The organism is Roseicyclus marinus, assembly GCF_036322625.1.
GTDB classification, from domain to species: Bacteria; Pseudomonadota; Alphaproteobacteria; order Rhodobacterales; family Rhodobacteraceae; genus Roseicyclus; species Roseicyclus marinus_A.
The window spans coordinates 940,605-962,719 of the sequence record NZ_AP027266.1; the positions used below are offsets into that span (position 1 = coordinate 940,605).

Genomic DNA, 22,115 nt, shown 5'->3' on the forward strand with positions numbered 1-22,115 from the left:
CATGTTTGCCGTCGAAGTCCGCGATCACATCATGATCGGCCATTCCCTTCCCTCGCCCGTTTTCGGCCCCGCCCAGGGGCTGCACGGCGCGACCTTCACGGTCGATGCGGCCTTCTTCACGCAGGATATCGATGATCACGGGCTGGTGGTCGACATCGGCCTCGCGACCGAGGCGCTGGCCGAGACGCTTGCCCCCCTGCGCTACAAGAACCTCGACGAGGTGCCGGAATTCGCGGGGAAATTCACCACCACCGAATTCCTCTGCGGCCATATCTTTGCCGCCATGGCCGAGCGCGTGCGCGCCGGAAAGCTCGGCGATGGCGGGCGGGTGCGCAAGCTGCGCATCACGCTGCACGAAAGCCATGTCGCCCGCGCCTGGTACGAGGCGGAGATCTGATCCATGGGCTTTTCCGCCGAATGGCTTGCGCTGCGCGACCCCGCCGACCGGGCGGCGCGCGATGCTGTGCTGGCCCGGCGGGCGGCGCGGGCGGCGGGACCTGCGCCTCTGATCGTCGATCTGGGCGCTGGCACCGGGGCGACATGGCGGGCGCTTTCGCCGCTTTTGCCCCCGGGCGCGCGCTGGCGCTTTGTCGACAATGACCCGGCGCTCTTGTCCATCGCGGCTGCGGCAGCGGGCGAGGGGGCGGAGACCGTGATCGCCGATCTGGCCGATCTCGAGGCTCTGCCGCTAGCCGGTGCCACGCTTGTCACGGCCTCTGCCCTGCTCGATCTGGTCTCGGCCGATTGGGTGGCGGGGCTGGTCGCGCGGCTCGGGGTGCCGTTTTACGCGGCCCTGAGCTATGATGGGCGGATGGACTGGACCCCGAAAGATCCGCGCGATGCCGCGATCACGGCGGCCTTCAACCGTCACCAGACGGGGGACAAGGGGCTTGGCCCCGCTTTGGGTCCGGATGCCGCCGATCACGCCGCCCGCGCCTTCGAGGCGGCGGGCTTCACCGTCACGCTGGCCGACAGCCCCTGGCTGCTTGGCCCCGAGATGGCCGCCCTTCAGCGTGATCTGTGCGACGGCATCGCGGCGGCTGCCGCTGAAACGGGCCTTGGCGATGCCGCCGATTGGGGCCGGGCGCGGCGCGAGACCGCCGCCCTGTCGCGCTGCATGATCGGGCATCTCGACATTCTCGCCCTGCCGCCCGTCCCGCCACCGGAGATTGCCCATGTGCAGCATTGACGTGACCCCCCGCGTCTGGGAGCGCCTCTTGGCCGTGCGCCAGGGGCTTGCCTGCGCCTGCTGCGGGCGGTGGAGCGCGGGCGAACGCGCGGCGCTTGCGCTGTACGGCCCGCTTGCCCGCCGCGATCTGGGGCCTGTCACCGTGGCGCAGATCGGCCAATCGCTCGACGGGCGCGTGGCCACCGTCACGGGCGATGCGCGCGACGTGTCGGGGCCCGATGGGCTTGCGCATCTGCACCGCATCCGCGCGCTGGTCGACGGGGTTGTGATCGGTGTGCGCACAGCGCTTCATGATACGCCGCGCCTGACCGTGCGGCTCTGCCCCGGCCAGAACCCCGCCCGCATCGTCATCGATCCGCAGGGCCGCTTGCCCGATGATGCGCCGGTGCTCACCGATGACGGGGCGCGGCGCATCGTGGTTCAGGCGGTGGAAAAGCCCCGTCCCGCAGGCGTCACCGTGATCCGGCTCCGGCCCCGCGACGGGCAGCTTGACCCTGCCGAAATCCTTGTTGCGCTGCATGCCGAGGGATTCACGTCGCTTCTGGTCGAGGGCGGCTCGATCACCATCGCGCGGTTTCTCGAGGCGGGGCTTCTGACCCGGCTGCAGGTCGCCATCGCGCCGCTTCTGATCGGGGGCGGCCCGCAGGGTCTGACGCTTCCCAGCCCCACGGCGCGGCTGGCCGAGGCGATCCGCCCCGACATGCGGGTCTTTTCACTGGGCTCGGATGTCGTTTTCGATTGCGGCCTCACGCCCGAGGCGATGAGCGCCACCGAACCGCTGCATCTGCAATCGGAACGGCTGTCGCGGGCCTGACCGCGCGTCAGACTTTCGCGCGCGCCTCAACCGGGCGACATGCCCCGCAGCCGTTCCGACCGGCGGCGCAACATCTCGACCACGCTCAACAGGCCGATGGACACGACGACAAGGATCGTCGCCACGGCAAGGATCGTCGGGCTGATCTGTTCGCGCAGGCCGGTGAACATCTGCCACGGCAGCGTCTGCTGCTGGGCCGAGCCCACGAAGATCACCACCACCACCTCGTCGAAAGACGTGATGAAGGCGAAAAGCCCACCCGAGATCACGCCCGGAAGGATCAGCGGCATCTGCACCCGGAAAAAGGTCGTGACCGGGTTCGCCCCGAGGCTCGCCGCCGCCCGCGTCAGCGACCGGTCGAACCCCACCAGCGTTGCGGTCACCGTGATGATGACAAAGGGAATGCCAAGCGCGGCATGGGCCAGCACCACGCCCCAATAGGTCCCCTGCAACCCGACGCGGGAGTAAAAGAAATACATCCCCGCCGCCGAGATGATCAGCGGCACGATCATCGGCGAGATCAGGATGGCCATGATCGCCCCCTTGAAGGGCACATGGCTTTGCGACAGGCCGATGGCGGCCAAGGTGCCAAGACTGACCGACAAAAGTGTCGCCACCGGCGCGATAGTCAGCGAATTGCGCAACGCCTGCTGCCAATCGGGATTGGTCAGGAAATCGCGGTAATGGCGCAGGCTATAGGCCTCGGGGTCGAGCGCCAGCATGCCGGGCGTGAAGGTAAAGAAATTCTCGGCATTGAAGCTGAGGGGGATCACGACAAGGATCGGGGCCATCAGGAAAAAGAAGATCAGCCCGCAGATCACGCGGAACCCGTAGAACCACAGGCGTTCGCCGGTCGTGGCATAGGGTGGCAGTTTGGTTTCCATCTTGGCTTACCCCAGCTTGACGTTGTCGATGCCCACGATCCGGTCGTAGAGCCAGTAAAGAACCAGCACCAAGGCCAACAGGATCGACCCAAGCGCTGCGGCCAGACCCCAGTTCAGGCTGTCGGAGATGTGAAAGGCGATCCGGTTCGAGATGAAGATGCCGGTGCGGCCGCCCACGATCTCGGGCGTGATGTAATAGCCGATCGACAGGATGAAGACGAGGATGCAGCCCGCCCCGATCCCCGGCACCGATTGCGGAAAGTAGACGCGCCGGAACGCGGTCCAGTTCGTCGCCCCCAGCGATTTCGCGGCCCGCATGTAGCTGGGCGGGATCGTCTTCATCACCGAATAGAGCGGCAGGATCATGAAGGGCAAAAGGATATGGGTCATGGCCACGACCGTGCCGACCTGATTGTTGATCATCGCCAGCCGCGCGTCATCGGCGACCAGGCCCACCCATACGAGCAGGTCGTTGATCACGCCCTCTTGCTGCAACAGCACCTTCCACGCGCTCGTGCGCACCAGAAGCGAGGTCCAGAACGGCAAGAGGACAAGGATGAGCAGCATGTTCGACGTGCGCAGGGGCAGGTTCGACAGCAGGTAGGCGATCGGATAGCCCAGGATCACGCACAGCCCCATGATCGTCAGCGACAGCACCATGGTGCGCTGAAACAGGAGCATGTAGATCCGCTGGTTGTCCTCGACCTGCTCGATCCCGCCCGGCGTCAGTTGCAGGTCGACGGCGGCAAGAAAATAGCCGGCCGTATAGGGGTCGGAAAAGGTCTGGATCGTGCTCCAGATCGGCATTTCGGCCCAGCCATCGTCGATATCGGCAAATCGTGCGCGCAGGTCGACGGGCGTGAAGCCCGATACGGCTGCGGCGGCCTCCTGCAGCCGCATCACCTCGGCACGGGCGATCTCGGGTCCATCGGTGGCACCGACTTCGGCACCTGCGCTCAGATCGCGGTAAAGCGCCAGAAAGACCGTGTTCCACGGCTCTTCGGTCGTCGGGCTGTCGGGGTTGCGCGCTTCCGCCTGCAAGGTCAGGGCGAATGATCGGTAGGCATCCGCCGTCTCGGGCAGCATGTCGTCGATGCCCGCAGCCAGCCGGAACGCCGGTTCGCGCATCTCCGTCTCGGTCGCGGCCCATGCGGCCTGCTCCTCGATCCAGTCGGGATCGGCCATCAGCGAGATCCAGGTCGCGGGCTCTTCCCAGGCAGGGTCCAGGGCGATGAACTGCTCGGCATAGCCTTCGCCGATATCGTCGATGCCCCGGCCCGAACGACGAAAGATCGAACTCAGCCCCGTTTCCTCGTAATTCAGGCGCGACCCAAGTCGCGTGTGGATGCGCCGCTCGACCGCTGCATGCAGGTCATAGGCGAGCGCGGCATAGGTATCCTCGGAAGGCAGATCCTGCGCGTCCCAATCCTCCAGCGCGATCACCGTGCGCGGCAGGGTTTCGGACACGATCTGGTTCTCGACCGACCGGAACAGCATGTCGAGGATCGGCGCGACGAAGGTCACCAGCAGAAAGATCAGCAGGGGCGCGATCAGCGCCAGCGCCCGGAGCTTTTGTGCCCTCAGCGCCCGGTTCAGGCTCTGTTTCAGCGGCCTTCCGTCGGCGGCCAGCATCGGGCCGGTCTGGGCCGCGTCATCGCGGCGGGCCTCGGCGGCGGCCTGGCTCAGGTTGCCTGCGGTGGCGTCGCTCATGGGGCTATGTCCTCGGGCAGCAGCGGAAAAGGGGATGCCGGGGCGGTCGCGCCGCCCCGGCATGTGTCACGCAAAGGGCGCGTTTACTGCGCCAGCCATGCCTGGAACCGCGCGTCCAGATCGTCGCGGTAATCGGCCCACCACAGGTAGTTGAACACGATCACGCGCTCGGAATTGGCGGGGTTCGTGGGCATGTGCGGGGCCATCTCCACGCCCAGCTCGGCATGCGTGCCGACCAGCGGGGCAGAGGATTCACGCGCCGGACCATAGGAGATATAGGCCGCCTGATCCGCCAGACGCTGCGTGTCGGTCCCGAAATAGAGGAAATCGAGCACGCGGTTCAGACGATCCTCCGGCAGACCCTCGGGGATCACCCAACCGTCGAGGTCAAAGACCTGTGCATCCCACAGCATCTCGATCGGTTGGTCCTGCTCCACGATGGCCGAGAACAGGCGCCCGTTGTAGGACGAGCCCATCACCGCTTCGCCATCGGCCATGAACTGGATCGCTTCGGCGGCCGAGGTCCACCACAGCGTGTCCTCCTTGATCCGGTCGAGCATGGCAAAGGCGCGGTCGATGCCTTCCTCGGTTTCCAGCACGTCGTAGATGTCTTCCTGCGCGACACCGTCACACAGAAGCGCCCATTCGAGGTTGTTGATCGGGCGACGTTCCAGCGTGCGCGTGCCGGGGAAATTCTCGGTGTCGAACAGCGCGCAGACGCTGTCGGGGGTGCGTCCCTCCCACGCGGCCACGTCGGTGCGATAGCCATTGGTCGTCGAATAGACGATCTGCGGGATGAAGCAGTCCGATACGATCAGATCGCCGAAATCCTCCGATGCGGATGTGCCATCGGGCGCGGGCGCCAGGATCTCGTCGTGGTCGACCTCCATCGCCAGGCCTTCGTCGCACAGCCGGATGGCATCGGCGGCCACCACGTCGACCAGGTCCCAGGTGACGTTGTTGGCCTCGAACATCGCGCGCATCCGCGCCACGGCCTCGGGGCTGCTTTCGTCCCAGACGATGGTCACGTCGGGGTTCGCCGCCTGGTAGGGGTCGGTATAGGCGTTGATCTGGCTGGCCTGGTAGGCCCCGCCCCAGCTGACGAAGGTGACTGTATCAGCCATCTCCTGCGCGTTCGCGGCAGGGGCCAGCAACATCGCGGCGGCCCCGGTTTTCAAAAGGGATTTCAAGGTCATCTTGTCTCACTCTCCTTGGTTGGACTTCGGGTTTGTGATCGAAAGAAAGCCGAAGCGCGGGGCCATGGGCCCCGGTCTCAGGCGTCGAGCGCGCGGCAATCTTGCGGCAGCCAGCCGATCTCGATCCGCTCGCCCGGTTTCAGGCGGCGCTGGTCGGGGGCGTTGCGGGTCTTGATCACGAAATCCTCGTGGCCCGCGACCCGCAGGCGGGTGCGATAGATGTCGCCCATGTAGATGAACTCGACCACCTCGGCCTTGAGCGTATGGGCATCGGGGGCAAGCCGGTCCTTGTTCATCTCGACCCGCTCGGGGCGGATCGACACCTTGGTGCGGGCACCGACTTCCGACACGTTGACGGGCAGGGCGTCGATCAATTCGCCATCGTCGAGCCGCACGACGCACATGTCCTCGCGCATCTCGGCGACCGTGCCCTCCAGCGTGTTGTTCTCGCCGATGAACTGGGCCACGAAACTGTTCTGCGGCTGTTCGTACAGTACATCGGGCGCGTCCAGCTGCTGGATGCGGCCATCGTCGAACACCGCGACCCGGTCCGACATGGTCAGCGCCTCGGTCTGGTCATGGGTGACATAGACCACCGTGATGCCCAGCCTGTGGGCAAGGTTGGTGATCTCGAACTGCATCGTTTCGCGCAGCTGCTTGTCGAGCGCGCCCAAGGGCTCGTCCATCAGAACCAGCTCCGGCTCGAACACCAGGGCACGCGCCAGCGCGATCCGCTGCTGCTGGCCACCGGACAATTGCGCGGGCCTGCGACCACCGAAATCGCCCATCTGCACCATGTCGAGCGCGCGCATGACCTTGGCCTCGCGGTCGGACTTGCCGATCTTGCGCACCTCCAGCGGAAAGGCGAGGTTTTCGGCCACGGTCATATGCGGGAACAGCGCGTAATTCTGGAAAACCATGCCTATCCCGCGCTTGTGGGGCGGGATGTTGTTGATCGGGTTTCCGCCCAGCGTGATCTCGCCATGGGTGGCGGTCTCGAAGCCTGCCAGCATCATCAGGCAGGTCGTCTTGCCCGAGCCAGAGGGACCCAGCATGGTCAGGAACTCGCCCTTGCCGATCGCGAGGTTCAGATCCTTCACGACCAGCGTTTCACCGTCGTAGCTTTTCTGCACGCGGTCGAAAGACACGAACGCGTCTTGCATCTCCGATGGCAAATCCAAACTCCCTGTTTCGCGGCTTGATGTCGCTTTTATACAAGTCGTTTTTAGACCATTCTTGACGCTTGCACGCAACCGGCACGGTGGGTTTCGGCCGAGATACACATTCAAGTTATTGTTTTAATATATAAAAAACTTGAAATAAGCATGGCGCGGCATTGGCCATTGCTTGAAAATGAGGCATGAAAACGACATGATGCCGACCATTGCGGCATGTCGTTTTTCGTGCTGCCTGCGTGCTGGCCGCCTGTCTGCCCGGCGCGCCGCCTCAGTCCTTGACGAACAAGGCCCTCGGCACCTGGGCCAGGCATTCGACCCCCGTCTGCGTGATCAGGATCGATTCCGTGATCTCGAATCCCATGTCCTCGAGCCACAGACCGGTCATGAAATGAAAGGTCATCCCCGGCTCCAGCACGGTCCGGTCACCCGTCCGCAGGCTCATGGTCCGCTCGCCCCAATCGGGCGGATAGCTCAACCCGATGCCGTAGCCGGTGCGGTTGTCCTTGGTGATGCCGTGCCGCGCCAGCACCCCGAAAAACGCCAGCGCGATATCCTCGCAGGTGTTGCCGGGGCGCGCGGCCTCCAGCCCCGCCTCGATCCCCTCCAGCGTCGCGGCCTCGGCGTCGCGGAAGGCTTGCGTGGGCCGTCCCAGGAACACCGTGCGCGACAGCGGACAATGGTAGCGCCGATAACACCCCGCGATCTCGAAGAACGTGCCTTCCCCGGCCTGCAACGGCCTGTCGTCCCATGTCAGGTGCGGCGCGCTCGCCTCCCGCCCCGAGGGCAGCAGCGGCACGATGGCCGGATAATCCCCCGCAGGCCCGTTTCCGCCCCGGATGCCGCTGTCATAGATCTCGGCCACGAGGTCGGATTTCCGCATCCCCACCTCGACCACGTCGAAGATGCGCTGATGCATGCGCTCCACGATGAAGGCCGCCTGCCGCATGTAGCCGATCTCGGCCTCCGATTTCACCGCGCGCTGCCAGTTGACCAGCGCGGTGGCATCGACGAACCGCGCCTCGGGCAGGTTGCGCGTCAGACTGACAAAGGCCGCCGCCGAGAAATAGTAATTGTCCATCTCCACGCCGATGCGCAGCCGCCCCCATCCCCGGTCGCGCAACACGCCCGACAGGTAATCCATCGGGTGCAGGTCGGGGTTCTGCACGTAGATATCCGGATAGCCGAGGATATGGGTCTCGCGCAGCCACGAGGTCAGCCGCGCGCCATTGGCATCCTGCCCGCGCCCGAACCAGATCGGGTCGCCATGCGGCGGCACGATCACGCATTGATGGACGTAAAAGGACCAACCGTCATAGCCCGTCAGCCAGTTCATGTTCGACGGGTCGGTGACGATCAACAGATCGCATCCCCGCGCGCCCATCGCGCGCCGGGTCTTGTCGAGCCGCGCGGCATATTCCTCGGGCGTGAACCGGAACATCGGGGCGGTCATGGGCACCGTCCTTGGCTGTCGATGGTGTGGGGCGGGCCCGCAGACGGTTATCCCGCCCCCTCAGCCTGCCATGCCATCGCCCGCGCCCCTGCCGTCATGGCGACCCTCGGGGCCCCCGAAACGACATCTTGCCTGCCCCTGTCCCTTCGGAACCCGGGGTGGCGCTCCCCCCCAAAGCGGGGCGGTCATGGCTGCGGCCCGAACCCGTCGCAGCCGACCGGGCCTGTCGCCGCCCGGTTGTCGGCGGCGCAAGGGCAGGGCTTCAAGCCGGGTCTTGTCGCTCAGGTCAGCCTTGCCGGGAACCCCTCGGCCCTCAGATCGGTGCCAAGCGCATCTTCCAAGAGCTTGACGATCTGGGTCGATTGCGCCTCGCCGCCATAGGCGGCCTTGCCCTTGATGAAGGTCTGGTTCGTCATCCCCGCCAGATCCAGCGGCACACCGAATTCGCGGCCGAACCCCATGGCAAAGCCCAGATCCTTGAGCGCCAGATCCATGGAAAAGGCGATGTCGTAGCTCCCGTTCAGGATCAGCTGCCCCTCAGTCTCATGCACGAAAGAACTGCCCGAGGAGGCGGCAATCGCCTCCCACGCGGTCTTGAGGTCAAGGCCGCCACGCTTGGCCAGCATCAGCGCCTCGCCATCGGCCACCAGATGGATGAAGGCCAGCATGTTGGTGATCACCTTGATGATCGCCGCACTGCCCAGGGGGCCCATGTGGAACAGCTTGTTGCCGATGACCTCCAGCGCCGGGCGGTGCAGCGCCACCAGATCGGCGTCGCCGCCTGCCAGCACCGTGATCTCGCCCCGTGCCGCCAGATGGACGCCGCCCGTCACGGGCGCCTCGAGCAGTCGAACACCCGCGGCCTCGGCCACCGCACCCAGCCGGATGATGTCGTCGCGCCCGAGGGTCGAATTCTCGATCCATGTGCTGCCCGGTTTCATCCTGGGCAGGATTTCGGCCAGCACCAGCTCCGACACGGCGGGCGAGGGCAGGCAGGTAAAGACATGATCGGTCGCGGCGGCGACTTCCGCCGCACTTGCCGCCACGCTCGCCCCCATCTCGGACAGCCGCAGGGCAAGGCTCGGGTCGCGGTCGTAGACCGTCACCTGATGGCCCGCGCGGATCAGGCTTGCCGCGATATGCCCGCCCAGATTGCCCAACCCGATATAGCCGTAATTCATGATCCGTATCCCACCAGTGCCTTGATTTCGCAAAAGTCGTGAATGCCCCAATCGGCATATTCCCGGCCATTGCCCGATTGCTTGTAGCCGCCGAAGGGCGCGAAGGTATCCCAGTCGGGGCCGTTGATGTTGACCTGCCCCGCCCGCAGCCGCCGCGCGACATGGCGCGCCGCGTCCGGGGGGCCGCTGACATAAGCCGCCAGCCCATAGACCGTGTCATTGGCCATGGTGACGGCGTGATCGACGCTCTCGTAGCCGATGATCGACAGCACGGGGCCAAAGATCTCCTCCCGCGCGATGGTCATCTCATGGGTCACATGGCCAAAGACGGTGGGCCGCACGAACCAGCCGTGATTGATGCCCTCGGGGCGGCCAAGACCGCCCACGGCCAGCATCGCGCCCTCGCCGAGGCCCGTCTGGATCAGCCCCTGCACCTTGTCCCATTGCGCGCCCGAGATGAGCGGCCCCATCGTGACCGCTGGATCGGTCGGGTCGCCGATGATGACGCTCTCGGCGGCCACGCGGGCCGCCTCCATCGCCTCGGCCATCCTGCCCATCGGCACGAACATCCGCGTCGGCGCATCGCAGCTTTGGCCGGTATTGCCGAAACACGCGAGCGTCCCGGCCGCGACCGCGTCCCCCAGATCGGCACCGGGCAGGATGATATTGGCCGATTTCCCGCCCAGTTCCTGCGCCACGCGCTTGACCGTCGGGGCGGCCGCCGCAGCCACCGCTACGCCTGCCCGCGTCGATCCGGTGAAGGACACCATGTCGACCTCGGGATGCGCGGCCAAGACCGCGCCCACATCCGCGCCCGTCCCCTGCACAAGGTTGACCACGCCCGCAGGCACGCCCGCCTCCTCGCACAATTCGGCGAACAAGAGCGCCGAAAGCGGCGCAAGCTCCGAGGGTTTCAAGACCATCGTGCAGCCTGCCGCCAAGGCCGGGGCGACCTTGCACACGATCTGGTTCATCGGCCAGTTCCACGGCGTGATCAGCGCGCAAACGCCGATCCCCTCGCGGATGATGCGGGTCGTGCCGCGCTGCTCCTCCCAATGGAATTCGCGCGCGGTCGTGATCGTCGTTTCCAGGTGGATCTGCCCGGCCCAGGCCTGCGCGTCCCGCGCGGCGGTGATGGGCGCGCCCATCTCGTCCGACATGGCTTTGGCGATCTCGTCGAAACGGGCGGTATAGGCGGCCAGCAGCCGTTCCAACAGCGCGATCCGGTCCGCCACGGGCCATGCCGCGAACCCGTCAAACGCCGCCCGCGCCGCCATCACCGCGCGGTGCGCGTCATCGCCATTGCCCAAGGCCAGATCGCCAAGGCTTGCCCCCGTGGCAGGGTTCTCGACCGCCATCCGCGCGCGGCCCAAGGGGGCGACCCATGCGCCGCCGACGTAATGCTGGGACAGACGGTGCAACATGATCCTACCGGAAATAGATGTTGAACCGCTTGCGGATCGCCACGTCGATCTCGGGCGAGACCTGGCAGCCTGCGCTCGCCAGGATCGCGTTCTTGCGCGCAATCGCGGTATCAAGCAGCAGGGGCTGGCCCGCCTCCACCCATTCCTTGGGGCTCATCCGGTTGCCGACCTTGGGATAGACATATTCCGTCTGCATCAAGCCCAGCGTCTGATCGGTGCCAAGGTAATGGCCCGGTCCGCCCAAACAGACCTGCTTCATCGCCTCGATCGAGGTGCTGTCCTCGGTCACGTCGATGCCGCGCACCAGCCGCATGGCCTGGCCCAGGATGTCATCGCCCAGAACAAGGCTTTCCAGGCAGAACCCCAAGAGCGAGGCATGCATGCCCACCGTTTCGTAGCACAGGTTCAGCCCCGAAAGCCCCGCCAGCGCATTGGTGATCCCCTGTTCCCAGCCCGCCTGCATGTCGGGCAACTTGCTGTCCGAAATCCCCGACGCCGCCCCACCCGGCAGGTCGTAGAACCGGTGCATCTGCGCGCAGCCTGCGGTCAGAAGCGCCTGTTCGGCCGATCCGCCCGACATCGCCCCCGTGCGCAGATCGCTGACAAAGGGCCAGGTGCCAAAGATCGCAGGCGCCCCCTTCTTGATCGCGTTGACATAGACGACACCGGCCAGGCATTCGGCCACCGCCTGCACGATGGCCAGCGCAATGGGCGCAGGGGCCGTGGCCCCCGCCTGACCCGCCGACAACAGCAGCATGGGCATGCCCCGGCGGACGCAATCCTCCATCGTGATGCAGCTTTCCTCGGCGAATTTCATCGGCGGCACGACGAAACAGTTGGAATTGCTGACGAATGGCCGCTCCAGCCATTTCTCCTCGCCGCCCGCCACCATGTGCAGCATCTCGAAGCAATCGGCGACATGGGCCGGGTCGCTGAAGGATGTGCCGACATGCTTCTTCGTGCCCGCCAAACAGGCGTAAAGCGTGTTGAGGTCCATCTCGCGATTGTCCTTCACATCGCGGCAGACCATCGTGCGTTGGTAGAAGTGGATATTGTCGAGGTTATCGACCAGCCGCGCGCCGTCATACAGATCCTGCGCGGTCGACTCGCGGTAGTCATGGGTGATCGGGTCGACGATATGCACCGCCGCGCCCGCCGTCCCGAAATGCACGTTGGTGCCCGACAGGTGCATGTCGTGCTTGGGGTCGCGGGCATGAAGCGTGATGTTGCGCGCGGCCACCGCCAGCATGTCCTCGACCAGCGCGCGGGGAAAGCGGATGCGCCCGTCATCGCCCCGGATCGCCCCCGCCCCCGTCAGGATCTCCACGCCCGAAGGCGGCGCATCGGCAAGCCCGATCACCTCCAGGGCTTCCAGCGCGCTTTGATGGATCTTTTCCATCCCCGCGTCGCTCAACGGGCGATACTGGCCCCCGGACATGCCGGGGCGAATGGGGCGCTTGTCCTCGGCCAGGGGGGCCGCGCGCAGCGCCACTCGCGCCGCCCGCCCGCCTGCGCGCCGCGCCCGCGCGGGTTCGCAGGTTTCGCCGATCCCCGGCAGGGCGGCATCCACGATCTGGTTTTCCGGTATCATGCTCACATCCGCACCCGTTCGGCTTTGGGGTCATAAAGGGGGGTCAGGCTGGCGCGGGCCTTGTGCCGCGCGCCTGCCACTTCGATTTCGTAACTGCTGGCCAGGACCTGCTCGGGGCTTTCACCGGGGCACGGGACATAGCCCATCCCGATGGCCCCGCCCAAGGCATGGCCGTAATTGCCGCTCGTCACCGGGCCCACGATCTTGCCATCGCGCACGATCGCCTCGTTGTGGAACAAAAGCGGCTCTGGGTCTTCGAGCTGGAATTGCAGCATCATCCGCGCCAGCCCCTGATCTTGCTTGCGCATCACCGCGTCACGCCCGATGAACTCGCCCTTGTCCGTCTTGACCGCAAAGCCAAGACCCGCCTCCAGCACGTGATCCTCATCCGTGATGTCATGGCCGAAATGGCGATAGGCCTTCTCGATCCGGCAGCTGTCGAGCGTGTGCAGCCCACACAGCTTCAGCCCGTGATCCGCGCCCGCATCGCGCAGGGCCTCGAAAACATGGGCGGCCATGTCGCTGGAAACGTACAGCTCCCAGCCCAACTCGCCCACGTAGGAAATGCGATGCGCCCGGGCCAATCCCATCCCGATCTCGATCTCGCGCGCCGTGCCAAAGGCGAAGCCCTTGTGGCTCAGATCATCGGGGCTGACCGCCGACAACAGATCGCGCGCTTTCGGGCCCATCACGCAAAACACGGCCTCGGCCGCCGTCATGTCGACGATGGCCACCGCATGATCGCCCTGATGGCGGCGCAGCCAGGCCAGATCGCGCTGCAACGTGGCCCCCGGCACGACCAGCAGATAGGCCGTTTCCGACAGGCGCGTCACCGTCAGATCGCTTTCGATGCCGCCGCGCTCGTTGAGCATCTGGGTATAGACGACCCGGCCCTTGGCCACATCGACCTGGTTGGCGCAAAGCCGGTTGAGGAATGTACAGGCGTCCCGCCCCTCCACCCGGATCTTGCCGAAAGAGGTCATGTCGAACAGGCCCACGCCATTGCGCACCGCCATATGTTCGGCGCGTTGATTGTCGAACCAGTTCTGGCGACCCCAGCCATAGCGATATTCGCGCGCCTGTCCGGGCAGGGCGAACCAATTGGCTCGTTCCCAGCCCGCAACCTCGCCGAAAACTGCGCCTGCGGCCTTGAGCTGTTCATGCACGGGCGAGCGCCGCACACCGCGCGCGGTCTCGACCTGACGATAGGGCCAGTGATCGGCGTAAAGCAGGCCCAGCGTCTCGGTCACGCGTTCCTTCAGATAGCGGCGGTTGCGCTGGAAGGGTTGGGCGCGGCGGATATCCACCTCCCACAGGTCAAAGGGCGGTTCGCCCTCGGCGATCCAATGGGCCAGCGCCATGCCCGCCCCGCCCGAGGACACGATCCCGATGGAATTGTAGCCCGCCGCGATCCAGTAGCCCTTCAGCTCCGGCGCCTCGCCCAGATAGTAGCGATCATCGGGGGTGAAGCTTTCCGGCCCGTTGAAGAACGTGTGGATGCCCGCCGTCTCGAACATCGGCATGCGCTTGGTCGCCATCTCGAGGATCGGCTCGAAATGCTCGAAATCCTCCGGCAGGGCGTCGAAACAGAAATCTTCGGGAATGCCGCCCATGCCCCATGGCTTTGCCTTGGGCTCGAAGGCGCCGAGCATCATCTTGCCGGCATCGGATTTGTAATAGGCGCATTCATCGGGCACCCGCAGAACCGGCAAATGCCCCAGCCCTTCGATGGGCTCGGTGACAAGGTAGAAATGCTCGCAGGCATGCAGCGGCAGCGTCACGCCCGATCGGGCCGCCAGATCACGGCCCCACATGCCGCCGCAATTGATCACCACATCGGCGGCGATATGGCCCTGTTCGCTGCCACTGTCCCAATTCACCCCGGTCGCGCGTGTGCCATCATCGGTGACACCGGTGACCTTGACCCCTTCGAGGATCGTGGCCCCCGCCATCCGCGCGCCTTTGGCAAGCGCCATGGCGATATTGGCCGGGTCGCATTGCCCGTCGCCCGGCAGATGCAGCGCGCAGGTGACATCGCCGATCTCGACATGCGGATACATCGCGTGCACCTCGGCCTTGGTGATCTCGTGCACCTCGACGCCGAAAATGCGGGCGACGGTCGCCTGCCGCAGCAATTCCTCGCGCCGGTCGGCGGTCAGCCCCAGCGAGATCGAGCCCACCTGACGCATGCCGGTGGCGACACCCGTCTCCGCCTCGAGCTTGGTGTAAAGCTCGGCGGAATATTTCGCCAGGCGCGTCATGTTCTGGCTGCCGCGCAACTGGCCGACCAGCCCCGCGGCATGCCACGTGGTGCCGCAGGTCAGCTGCTTGCGCTCCAGAAGCACGATGTCGCTCCAGCCGAGCTTGGCCAGGTGATAGGCCACCGAACAGCCCGAGACACCGCCGCCGATGATGACCGCGCGCGCATGGGTGGGGGGTTTTGCCATGATGTCAGGCCCTCAACCGGCTGTTGTCGGGGTCCCAGAGCGGGCCATCAGGCTGCACCACCGCCGCGCAGCGCTGCCCGTAGATATCGACCTCGATCCGTGTGCCGGCCACGGCCAGATCGGCGCGCAGCATGCCCAGCGCGACCGAGCCGCCAACCCTGTAGCCCCAGGCCCCGGATGTGGTTTCGCCCACCACCTGGCCCTCATGCCAAAGCGTCGACATGTAGGGCGCATCCGCCGCCCCCGCCTCGACGCGCAAGGTGACGAAGCGCTTGGTCACGCCCGCCTGTTTCTCGGCCAGAAGCGCCTGTTTGCCGGGGAAATCCTGCGCCTTGTCGAAGCGGATGAAGCGATCAAGACCGCCCTGCAACAGGCTGTAATCCGTGGACAGATCACCCTTCCACGCGCGGTAGCCCTTTTCGATGCGCAAGGAGTTGAGCGCGAACATCCCGAAGGGCTTTGCGCCCTGGTTCAGGATCGCCTCGTAAATGATCGGAATATCGGCATTCGCGGCATGAACCTCCCAGCCCAGCTCACCGGCAAAGGACACCCGCGCAAGCGCGCAGGGCCGGCCTGTGACGGTCGCGGGTTGATGGCTCAGCCATGGCAGGGTCAGATCGGCCTCGGTGCCCACGGCTTCGAACAAGGCGCGCGCGCGCGGGCCCGTGACGATCAACGTCCCGTAGTCGCGGCTGTGATCCTTCAGCGACAGCCCCTCGGGCAGATCGCGGGCCAACCACTCGAAATCATGCCATTGCGCCACCGCCGCCGTGATCATCGTAAAGGCATCCTCACCATGGCGCAGGATCGACATCTCGGTCAGGATGCGGCCGCGCCCATCGGGGAAATAGCCAAGGTTCATCCGCCCGATCTTGGGCAAGGCCCCCGCGATCTTGCCCAAAAGCCACTCCGCCGCGCCCGGCCCCGACAGGTTGAACCGCGAGAACCCCGGCAGGTCGAGAACGCCCACATCGTCGCGCACGGCCTCGCATTCTTGCCGGATGCGCGCCTCCCAGGGGCCGGCGCGGTTCCAGGTCTGGGTCGCTTCCTCCGACACATCGTCGCCCGGTTGCGCGAACCAATTGGCGCGTTCCCAGCCGCCATAGGCCCCCATCTGCCCGCCCAGCGCCTTCACCCGTTCATGGATGGGCGACACCTTGCGGTCGGGCGCGGCGGGCCAGCGATGCCAGGGGAAATGCATGGCATATTCGTGGCCATAGACCTCCATCCCCTTCTGCACGCAATAGTCGTGGTCGGTGTAATCGGTGAACCGGCGCGGGTCGCAGGACCACATGTCCCATTCCGTCGCACCCTCCGTGATCCACTCGGCCAGAACCTTGCCCGCGCCACCGCCCTGCGCGATCCCAAAGGTAAAGACGCAGGCCTCGAACGCATTGGGCACACCGGGCATCGGCCCGATCAGCGGGTTGCCATCGGGCGTATAGGGGATGGGTCCGTTGATGACCCGCGCGAGCCCAGCTTCCGCCAAGAGCGGCACACGCGCCATCGCATCCTCGATCTGGAAGGACAGCCGCTCCAGATCGTCGGGGTAGAGCTGGAAACTGAAATCCTCCGGCATCGGGTCCGACGGGTCGGCCCAATGCGCCCGGCAGGGCCGCTCATAGGGGCCAAGGTTGAAGCCGTTCTTCTCCTGCCTCAGGTAATAGGACGTGTCGACATCGCGCAGAAGCGGCAGCTTGTGGCCCGCCGCGGCCGCCCAATCGCGGATCTCCGGCACCTCGTCGAACACCATGTATTGATGGCTCATCACCATCATCGGCACGGTCCGCCCGCCATAGGGCTTGAACCATTCGCCGACGCGCTGCGCGTAATAGCCTGCGGCATTCACCACGATCTCGCAGCGGATGTCGCCCTTTTCGGTCTGTACGATCCACTCGCCGTTTTCGCGACTGACACCCGTGGCCGGGCAGAACCGCACGATCGTGGCCCCCAGGTCGCGCGCGCCCTTGGCCAGGGCCTGGGTCAGCTGCGCGGGGTCGATGTCGCCATCGGCCGGGTCGTAAAGCGCGCCCTTGATGTCATGGGTCTCGATGAAGGGATATTTCGCCTTGATCTCGTCGGGCGACAGGATCTCCAGCGACATCCCCTGATACAGCCCCATGCCCCGTGCGCGGGCGAATTCCTGCATCCGTTCGTCCGAATGCCCCAACCGGATCGAGCCCGTCACATGGTAGTTCATCGGGTAATCGACCGCCGCGCCAAGCCCGCGGTAGAGCTCGGTGGAATAGCGCTGCATGTTCATGATCGACCACGAGGTCGAAAAGGTCGGAACATTGCCCGCCGCATGCCAGGTGGATCCTGCGGTCAGCTCGTTCTTTTCCAGCAGCACGCAATCCGTCCAGCCTGCGCGCGCCAGATGGTAGAGCGCCGATACGCCCACCGCCCCGCCGCCGATGATCACCACGCGGGCATGGCTTGGTAGCTCCGACATGCGCACTCCCCCCTTGGACTTTGCGGCGAGTATTCCCGCTGGCACCAAACAGTTCAATTCGTCAGAAGAATGTGTATTGATCGAGAAAACCGATCAGGGGATGCCATGAACCTCGAGCAGATCCATACCTTTCTGGACCTGTGCGAAACGCGCAGCTTCAACCGAACGGCAAGCCGGCTGGGTGTCACGCAATCGACCATCTCGGGCCGGGTGCAGGCGCTCGAGACGGCGCTGGGCTGCAAGCTTCTCGAACGCAGCCGCGCGGGCACGGAACTGACCACCGAGGGTCTTCGCTTCGAGCCGCATGCCCGCGCGATGCGCAATGGCTGGACGGTGGCGACACAGGCGGTCAAGGGCGCGGGCAATGCCGCGATGGCCATGCGCATCGGCATCCAGCACGATCTTCTGGGCGATCAGGTGGCCCAATGGGTCAAGGCCGTCCAGGGCGCGGTGCCCGACACCGCCCTTTATGTAGAGGCCGATTATTCCGCCCAGATGTGCGCCGATGTGCGCGACGGCCAGCTGGATCTGGCGATCCATTACACGCCCAAGCCCCACCCCGACCTGCATTTCGAAACCCTGGGCGAGGTCGGCTATGTCATGGTCTCGACCGAAGGCGCCGATCTGTCCGATATCCGCCCCGAGAGCTACATCTTGCCCAATTACGCCCCGGCCTTTTCCACCACCCATGCGGTGCTTTTGCCCACCTTGTCGATGGGGGCCGTGTCAAGCGGCCAGAACGCCGTCATCCGGGGGCTTTTGCTGGCCCTGGGGGGCAGCACCTATGTCCTGAGAGAGACGGCGCGCGATCTGGAACGGGCAGGACTTGCAAGGCTTGTGGCCCGTGCGCCCCGGATCGAACAACCGGTCTATGCCGCGATCCACCTGCGCAACCGCCACCGGGGCGCGCATCGCCGCATCCTGCGCGCGCTCAGGGCGCATCTCGCCGGTCGGTCTGCCTGAGGTGCTGCCCGCCTGCCGCCCCGCGGGCGACCGACACGGGTCCTTGGGTGACCCCCCGCAGGAACCGCCCCGTCCGGCCGCGACCTGTCTCGCTCCATGCGCCACGCGCCCAGACACGGATCAAGAGCATGTCACGACAGACGGCGGCCCTGTGCAGGGCCGTCCGGGGCCAGTCTCGGCCCTCGGTCGTCATCTTCGCGATCTTGGAAGAACTGGCTGGGGTGGTAGGATTCGAACCTACGGTACACGGTACCAAAAACCGCTGCCTTACCGCTTGGCTACACCCCAACCGTGCCGCGCTAGTTACTTTGCAAGTGCGGGGGGATCAAGCCCCGGAATCGACAATTCCCACGCTTTCTCGCAGGGCGTTTCCGGGGCTCGTGATCTTGCCCGCATTGCGGCCTCTCACAGCCGGATCGGATCGGACTTTGCCAGCCGGTCAAAGCCCATCAGGCTTGCCACCAGCGCGGGCATCTGGTCGAGCGGGATCATGTTCGGCCCGTCGCTCGGCGCGCTGTCGGGGGCTTCATGCGTCTCGATGAAGACGCCCGCGATGCCCAGCGACACGGCGGCGCGTGCCATCACGGGCGCGAATTCGCGCTGGCCGCCGGAACTGCCGCCCTGTCCGCCGGGCTGCTGCACCGCATGGGTCGCATCCATGATGACAGGGTAGCCGGTCTTCATCATCTCGGGCAGCGACCGCATGTCGGTGACCAGCGTGTTGTAGCCGAAACTCGCCCCGCGTTCGGTCAGGAGGATGCGGGTATTGCCGGTCGATTCGATCTTGGCCACGACATTGGGCATGTCCCAAGGCGCCAGGAACTGGCCCTTCTTGACGTTGATGACCGCCCCCGTTTCGCCAGCGGCCAGCAACAGGTCGGTCTGGCGGCACAAAAAGGCCGGGATCTGCAGGATGTCGCAGACCTCCGCCACGGCCGCGCATTGCTCGGGCCCATGCACATCGGTCAGTACGGGACAGCCGATTTCGGTCTTCACCGCGTCCAGGACGGCAAGCCCTTCCTCCATGCCAAGGCCGCGCTTGCCCGACAGGCTGGTGCGGTTCGCCTTGTCATAGCTGCCCTTGAACACATAGGCGGCCCCCACGGCGGCGCAGGCTTCGGCCATGGTGCGCGCGATCCTCAGCGCATGCTCGCGGCTTTCCAGCTGGCAGGGGCCCGCGATCACGGTCAGGGGCAGGTCGTTGCCGAGGCGTGCGGCCCCGGCGTCAACAATCTTCATGTCTTGGCCTTCCGGGTCTTGTCTGGTCAGGAACTCACCTGCTCGCGCAGGATCGTGATGGTCATCGTTACCATCAGGTAGATGCCCGCGAACACCAGAAACGCAAGAATCGTGTTCTCGAAGGCGCGCGGATAGGCGGCGCGGTCGGGCTGGACCGGGAAAACACCCATCGACAGGTAGAGCGATTGGCGGTTCGCCTCGATCCGCGCCGATTCCTGGTTCTGCAGGGCCTGCGCCAGCATCATCTGCCGCGTTTCCAGATCGGCTTGCGCGATCAACAGCTCCGACTGGATCCGCGCGAGCGACGCGTCGCCGGTCTGTGTTTCGGTCAACCCGCCGCGCAGTTCCGCCAAAAGCGTCTCGAGCCGCGCGATGTTGTTCTCGGCGATCTGCACGCGCGTGGAATTGGGCCGCGCCGCCGCGAGGATCTCGGCCAGCCGCAGCCGCTCTTGCTGCAATTCCAGCTCGAAGGTGGAGATCTGCTGGAAGATCGTCGAAACCTCGGCCTCCGCCGACAGGACGCCGCGCCGCTCCTGCAGCGCCAGAACCCGCGCCTGCGCCTCGGCGACGCGTGTTTCGGCCTCCTCGTAGCTTTCGCGCGCGCCCGCCATCTGGTCCTCGCGCAGGCGCTGGCTCATCTGGTCGACGCGTTCCTCGGCATAGCGGATCAGCGCCTCGGAAAAGGCCTGGCTCGTCGCCGGATCGGTCGCCAGCATTTCCATTTTGATAACACCTTCGGTCGGATCGTAACCGATGGTTAACTGGTTGCGGTAGGTCGCATAGACATCTTCAACCGAAGCCTCGGGGGCCAGGCGCACCAGCGGGTCGATATCCGGGGCCGAGAAATGCTCCCGAAAGCCCAGTTCCTCGTCCAGCCGCAGCATGGCCTCGCGGCTCTCCAGGTAGCTCTGGACCACGATACTTTCCTGGATCGTGGCAAAGCTGCTCCCCCCCAGAAGCCCGCCCAGACCCCCGGTCGATCCGGCGCTGCTTTCGGCCTTCTGGATGACGAATTCCGTGTTCGTGGCATAGAGCGGCGTCGCGACAAGGTAGAAATAATAGGCCACCAGCAGCGTCGGCAGCAGGACGAAAACCGCCAACCGCGATGCCATCAGGGCCAGCCGCTTGCGGCGGCGGCGCGCGATGTCGCGTTGGACCTTCATGATCTCGGCGGCGCGTTGGTCGGCACTCAGCGGACGGGGCGGCGCCGGTGGGGCAGGGGGCTGCGCGGGGCGTGTCGTGGCAGGCAGGTTCGCCACTGCGGCGGCGGCGATGGGTGCCGCAGGCCCGCGGCTTTCCTCGACGATCATGTCCAGCGCACCGGCTTGGGCAAAGGGATCGATCCCCCGCGCCCTGAGCAAGCGCACCGCGTCGAAATCCGATGTCGGTGCAAGCCCATGTTTTTGGGCGTTTCTGCGGGCCATGCGCAAGTGACGACCGCTCAGCCCCTCGGCCCGGATCGCGGCCAGTTCCTGCGGTGTTGCAGGGCCCTCCGCGGCTTGGCCCTGGCCGGCCTCGCCCCCTGAGGCGGGGGTCGCACGGGCCTGCCGCTCGGCGGCGGCAGAGCCGGGCAGGGCCAGATCGCCGAACCCGTCCTCGGGCGTGGCGGGGGCGGCCAGAAGATCCTCCGGCGCGATGGGCTGGGCCGCGACCCGGCGCGCCTGCGGCATGGCTGCGGGGGCGTGATCAAGCGTCGGTTGCGGGGTGTCGCTGCGGCGGATGCGGAATTTACGCGCCTTGGGTGTCGTAGTCATAAAGCTGCTTCGCCTCTTCCAGCGTATCGAACTCGTACAAATGTCCATCGCGCAGCACCGCGGCCCTGCGCGCGAATTTTTCCAGCGTCTGGGCCTGATGGGACACGATCACCACTGTCGCGTTTTTCAGGCGCTCTGCAAGAATGCTGCCAGCCTTTCGGTTGAACTCGGCATCCGTCGTTTGCGGCATGCCTTCGTCGATCAGGTAGATGTCGAAATCCAAGGCCAGCATCAGCGCGAAATTGAACCGCGCCCGCATGCCCGCCGAATAGGTGCCGATGGGCATGTCAAAATATTCCTCGATCCCGCAGACCCAGCGGCAGAAGGCTTCGACGTAATCGGCATCCAGCCCGTAAAGCTGGGCGATGTAGCGGCTGTTCTCGCAAGCCGAGAGCCTGGGAACCACGCCCCCCATGAAGCCCAGCGGAAAGGAGATGCGCGCATCGCGGTAGATATGCCCTTCGTCGGGTTTCTCGAGACCGGCCATCATCTTGATCAAGGTGGTCTTGCCCGCGCCATTGGGCGCAAGGATGCCGAGCGAGGATCCAAGCTCCACCCGGAAGGACGCACGGTCGAGGATGACCTTGCGCCGTTCCCCGGTCCAGAAGGATTTCGAGACTTCGACGAACTCCAGCATACTCGT

The 22,115-nt window shown here is 65.6% G+C and carries 17 protein-coding genes and 1 tRNA gene; 4 read left to right on the forward strand and 14 right to left on the reverse strand.

The annotated features are described in order from the left end of the window. Nucleotide 1 precedes the first annotated feature (1 nt). From AABA51_RS04520 to AABA51_RS04530, 3 genes are read left to right on the forward strand one after another with little or no spacing between them, the layout of a single operon-like run. On the forward strand, nucleotides 2-397 hold the full coding sequence (locus AABA51_RS04520; protein WP_338274819.1) for a 6-pyruvoyl trahydropterin synthase family protein: 396 nt from the start codon (nucleotides 2-4) through the stop codon (nucleotides 395-397). Between the two features lie 3 nt (nucleotides 398-400). After that, nucleotides 401-1,189: a class I SAM-dependent methyltransferase gene (locus AABA51_RS04525; protein ID WP_338274821.1), complete on the forward strand. Its 789-nt coding sequence runs from the start codon at nucleotides 401-403 to the stop codon at nucleotides 1,187-1,189. Beyond that, entirely contained in the window at nucleotides 1,176-2,003 is an 828-nt protein-coding gene (locus AABA51_RS04530) for a RibD family protein (RefSeq protein WP_338274823.1), read from the forward strand. Before AABA51_RS04525 ends, AABA51_RS04530 begins: the two co-directional genes overlap by 14 nt. A 26-nt stretch (nucleotides 2,004-2,029) precedes the next feature. On the opposite strand, the gene AABA51_RS04535 is transcribed toward AABA51_RS04530, so the two are convergent. The 10 genes from AABA51_RS04535 to AABA51_RS04580 form a co-directional block, all read right to left on the reverse strand. Continuing rightward, on the reverse strand, nucleotides 2,030-2,887 hold the full coding sequence (locus AABA51_RS04535) for an ABC transporter permease (RefSeq protein ID WP_338274825.1): 858 nt from the start codon (nucleotides 2,885-2,887) through the stop codon (nucleotides 2,030-2,032). Between the two features lie 6 nt (nucleotides 2,888-2,893). After that, nucleotides 2,894-4,597: an ABC transporter permease gene (locus AABA51_RS04540; RefSeq protein WP_425328832.1), complete on the reverse strand. Its 1,704-nt coding sequence runs from the start codon at nucleotides 4,595-4,597 to the stop codon at nucleotides 2,894-2,896. An 83-nt stretch (nucleotides 4,598-4,680) separates the two neighbouring features. Further along, on the reverse strand, nucleotides 4,681-5,793 hold the full coding sequence (locus tag AABA51_RS04545) for an extracellular solute-binding protein (protein WP_338274827.1): 1,113 nt from the start codon (nucleotides 5,791-5,793) through the stop codon (nucleotides 4,681-4,683). A gap of 77 nt (nucleotides 5,794-5,870) precedes the next feature. After that, nucleotides 5,871-6,956, reverse strand: a complete 1,086-nt coding sequence (locus AABA51_RS04550) for an ABC transporter ATP-binding protein (RefSeq protein ID WP_338274828.1) — start codon at nucleotides 6,954-6,956, stop codon at nucleotides 5,871-5,873. A gap of 283 nt (nucleotides 6,957-7,239) precedes the next feature. Further along, nucleotides 7,240-8,421: an ectoine hydrolase DoeA gene (gene doeA, locus AABA51_RS04555; RefSeq protein ID WP_338274831.1), complete on the reverse strand. Its 1,182-nt coding sequence runs from the start codon at nucleotides 8,419-8,421 to the stop codon at nucleotides 7,240-7,242. A gap of 281 nt (nucleotides 8,422-8,702) precedes the next feature. After that, nucleotides 8,703-9,602: an NAD(P)-dependent oxidoreductase gene (locus AABA51_RS04560; protein WP_338274832.1), complete on the reverse strand. Its 900-nt coding sequence runs from the start codon at nucleotides 9,600-9,602 to the stop codon at nucleotides 8,703-8,705. Continuing rightward, the gene (locus tag AABA51_RS04565) at nucleotides 9,599-11,026 is read right to left on the reverse strand and encodes an aldehyde dehydrogenase family protein (RefSeq protein ID WP_338274834.1); all 1,428 of its coding nucleotides are present in this window, start codon (nucleotides 11,024-11,026) and stop codon (nucleotides 9,599-9,601) included. Before AABA51_RS04565 ends, AABA51_RS04560 begins: the two co-directional genes overlap by 4 nt. 4 nt (nucleotides 11,027-11,030) lie before the next feature. Further along, complete coding sequence (locus AABA51_RS04570) at nucleotides 11,031-12,617, reverse strand: trimethylamine methyltransferase family protein (RefSeq protein ID WP_338274836.1); 1,587 nt, start codon at nucleotides 12,615-12,617, stop codon at nucleotides 11,031-11,033. 2 nt (nucleotides 12,618-12,619) lie between these two features. Then, nucleotides 12,620-15,064: a GcvT family protein gene (locus AABA51_RS04575; RefSeq protein WP_338274838.1), complete on the reverse strand. Its 2,445-nt coding sequence runs from the start codon at nucleotides 15,062-15,064 to the stop codon at nucleotides 12,620-12,622. Between the two features lie 4 nt (nucleotides 15,065-15,068). Continuing rightward, a complete protein-coding gene (locus tag AABA51_RS04580) occupies nucleotides 15,069-17,516 on the reverse strand; it encodes a GcvT family protein (protein WP_338274840.1) in 2,448 nt (815 codons plus the stop codon). Between the two features lie 105 nt (nucleotides 17,517-17,621). Between AABA51_RS04580 and AABA51_RS04585 the strand changes: the two genes are divergently transcribed. After that, complete coding sequence (locus AABA51_RS04585; protein ID WP_338274841.1) at nucleotides 17,622-18,479, forward strand: LysR family transcriptional regulator; 858 nt, start codon at nucleotides 17,622-17,624, stop codon at nucleotides 18,477-18,479. A gap of 213 nt (nucleotides 18,480-18,692) precedes the next feature. Here AABA51_RS04585 and AABA51_RS04590 read toward each other — a convergent pair. From AABA51_RS04590 to AABA51_RS04605, 4 genes are all read right to left on the reverse strand, one after another. Next, nucleotides 18,693-18,767, reverse strand: a tRNA-Gln gene (locus AABA51_RS04590). Between the two features lie 117 nt (nucleotides 18,768-18,884). Continuing rightward, nucleotides 18,885-19,718, reverse strand: a complete 834-nt coding sequence (gene kdsA / locus AABA51_RS04595; protein WP_338274844.1) for a 3-deoxy-8-phosphooctulonate synthase — start codon at nucleotides 19,716-19,718, stop codon at nucleotides 18,885-18,887. A gap of 26 nt (nucleotides 19,719-19,744) precedes the next feature. After that, nucleotides 19,745-21,472, reverse strand: a complete 1,728-nt coding sequence (locus AABA51_RS04600; RefSeq protein WP_338274846.1) for a capsule biosynthesis protein — start codon at nucleotides 21,470-21,472, stop codon at nucleotides 19,745-19,747. Next, nucleotides 21,447-22,109, reverse strand: a complete 663-nt coding sequence (locus tag AABA51_RS04605) for an ABC transporter ATP-binding protein (protein WP_338274849.1) — start codon at nucleotides 22,107-22,109, stop codon at nucleotides 21,447-21,449. Before AABA51_RS04605 ends, AABA51_RS04600 begins: the two co-directional genes overlap by 26 nt. Between the last annotated feature and the right edge of the window lie 6 nt (nucleotides 22,110-22,115).

Coding starts and splice junctions, on each gene's coding strand:
- AABA51_RS04520 (WP_338274819.1), top strand. CDS start 2: ATGTTTGCCGTCGAAGTCCGCGATCACATCATGATCGGCCATTCCCTT.
- AABA51_RS04525 (WP_338274821.1), top strand. CDS start 401: ATGGGCTTTTCCGCCGAATGGCTTGCGCTGCGCGACCCCGCCGACCGG.
- AABA51_RS04530 (WP_338274823.1), top strand. CDS start 1,176: ATGTGCAGCATTGACGTGACCCCCCGCGTCTGGGAGCGCCTCTTGGCC.
- AABA51_RS04535 (WP_338274825.1), bottom strand. CDS start 2,887: ATGGAAACCAAACTGCCACCCTATGCCACGACCGGCGAACGCCTGTGG.
- AABA51_RS04540 (WP_425328832.1), bottom strand. CDS start 4,597: ATGAGCGACGCCACCGCAGGCAACCTGAGCCAGGCCGCCGCCGAGGCC.
- AABA51_RS04545 (WP_338274827.1), bottom strand. CDS start 5,793: ATGACCTTGAAATCCCTTTTGAAAACCGGGGCCGCCGCGATGTTGCTG.
- AABA51_RS04550 (WP_338274828.1), bottom strand. CDS start 6,956: ATGCAAGACGCGTTCGTGTCTTTCGACCGCGTGCAGAAAAGCTACGAC.
- doeA (WP_338274831.1), bottom strand. CDS start 8,421: ATGACCGCCCCGATGTTCCGGTTCACGCCCGAGGAATATGCCGCGCGG.
- AABA51_RS04560 (WP_338274832.1), bottom strand. CDS start 9,602: ATGAATTACGGCTATATCGGGTTGGGCAATCTGGGCGGGCATATCGCG.
- AABA51_RS04565 (WP_338274834.1), bottom strand. CDS start 11,026: ATGTTGCACCGTCTGTCCCAGCATTACGTCGGCGGCGCATGGGTCGCC.
- AABA51_RS04570 (WP_338274836.1), bottom strand. CDS start 12,617: ATGATACCGGAAAACCAGATCGTGGATGCCGCCCTGCCGGGGATCGGC.
- AABA51_RS04575 (WP_338274838.1), bottom strand. CDS start 15,064: ATGGCAAAACCCCCCACCCATGCGCGCGCGGTCATCATCGGCGGCGGT.
- AABA51_RS04580 (WP_338274840.1), bottom strand. CDS start 17,516: ATGTCGGAGCTACCAAGCCATGCCCGCGTGGTGATCATCGGCGGCGGG.
- AABA51_RS04585 (WP_338274841.1), top strand. CDS start 17,622: ATGAACCTCGAGCAGATCCATACCTTTCTGGACCTGTGCGAAACGCGC.
- kdsA (WP_338274844.1), bottom strand. CDS start 19,718: ATGAAGATTGTTGACGCCGGGGCCGCACGCCTCGGCAACGACCTGCCC.
- AABA51_RS04600 (WP_338274846.1), bottom strand. CDS start 21,472: ATGACTACGACACCCAAGGCGCGTAAATTCCGCATCCGCCGCAGCGAC.
- AABA51_RS04605 (WP_338274849.1), bottom strand. CDS start 22,109: ATGCTGGAGTTCGTCGAAGTCTCGAAATCCTTCTGGACCGGGGAACGG.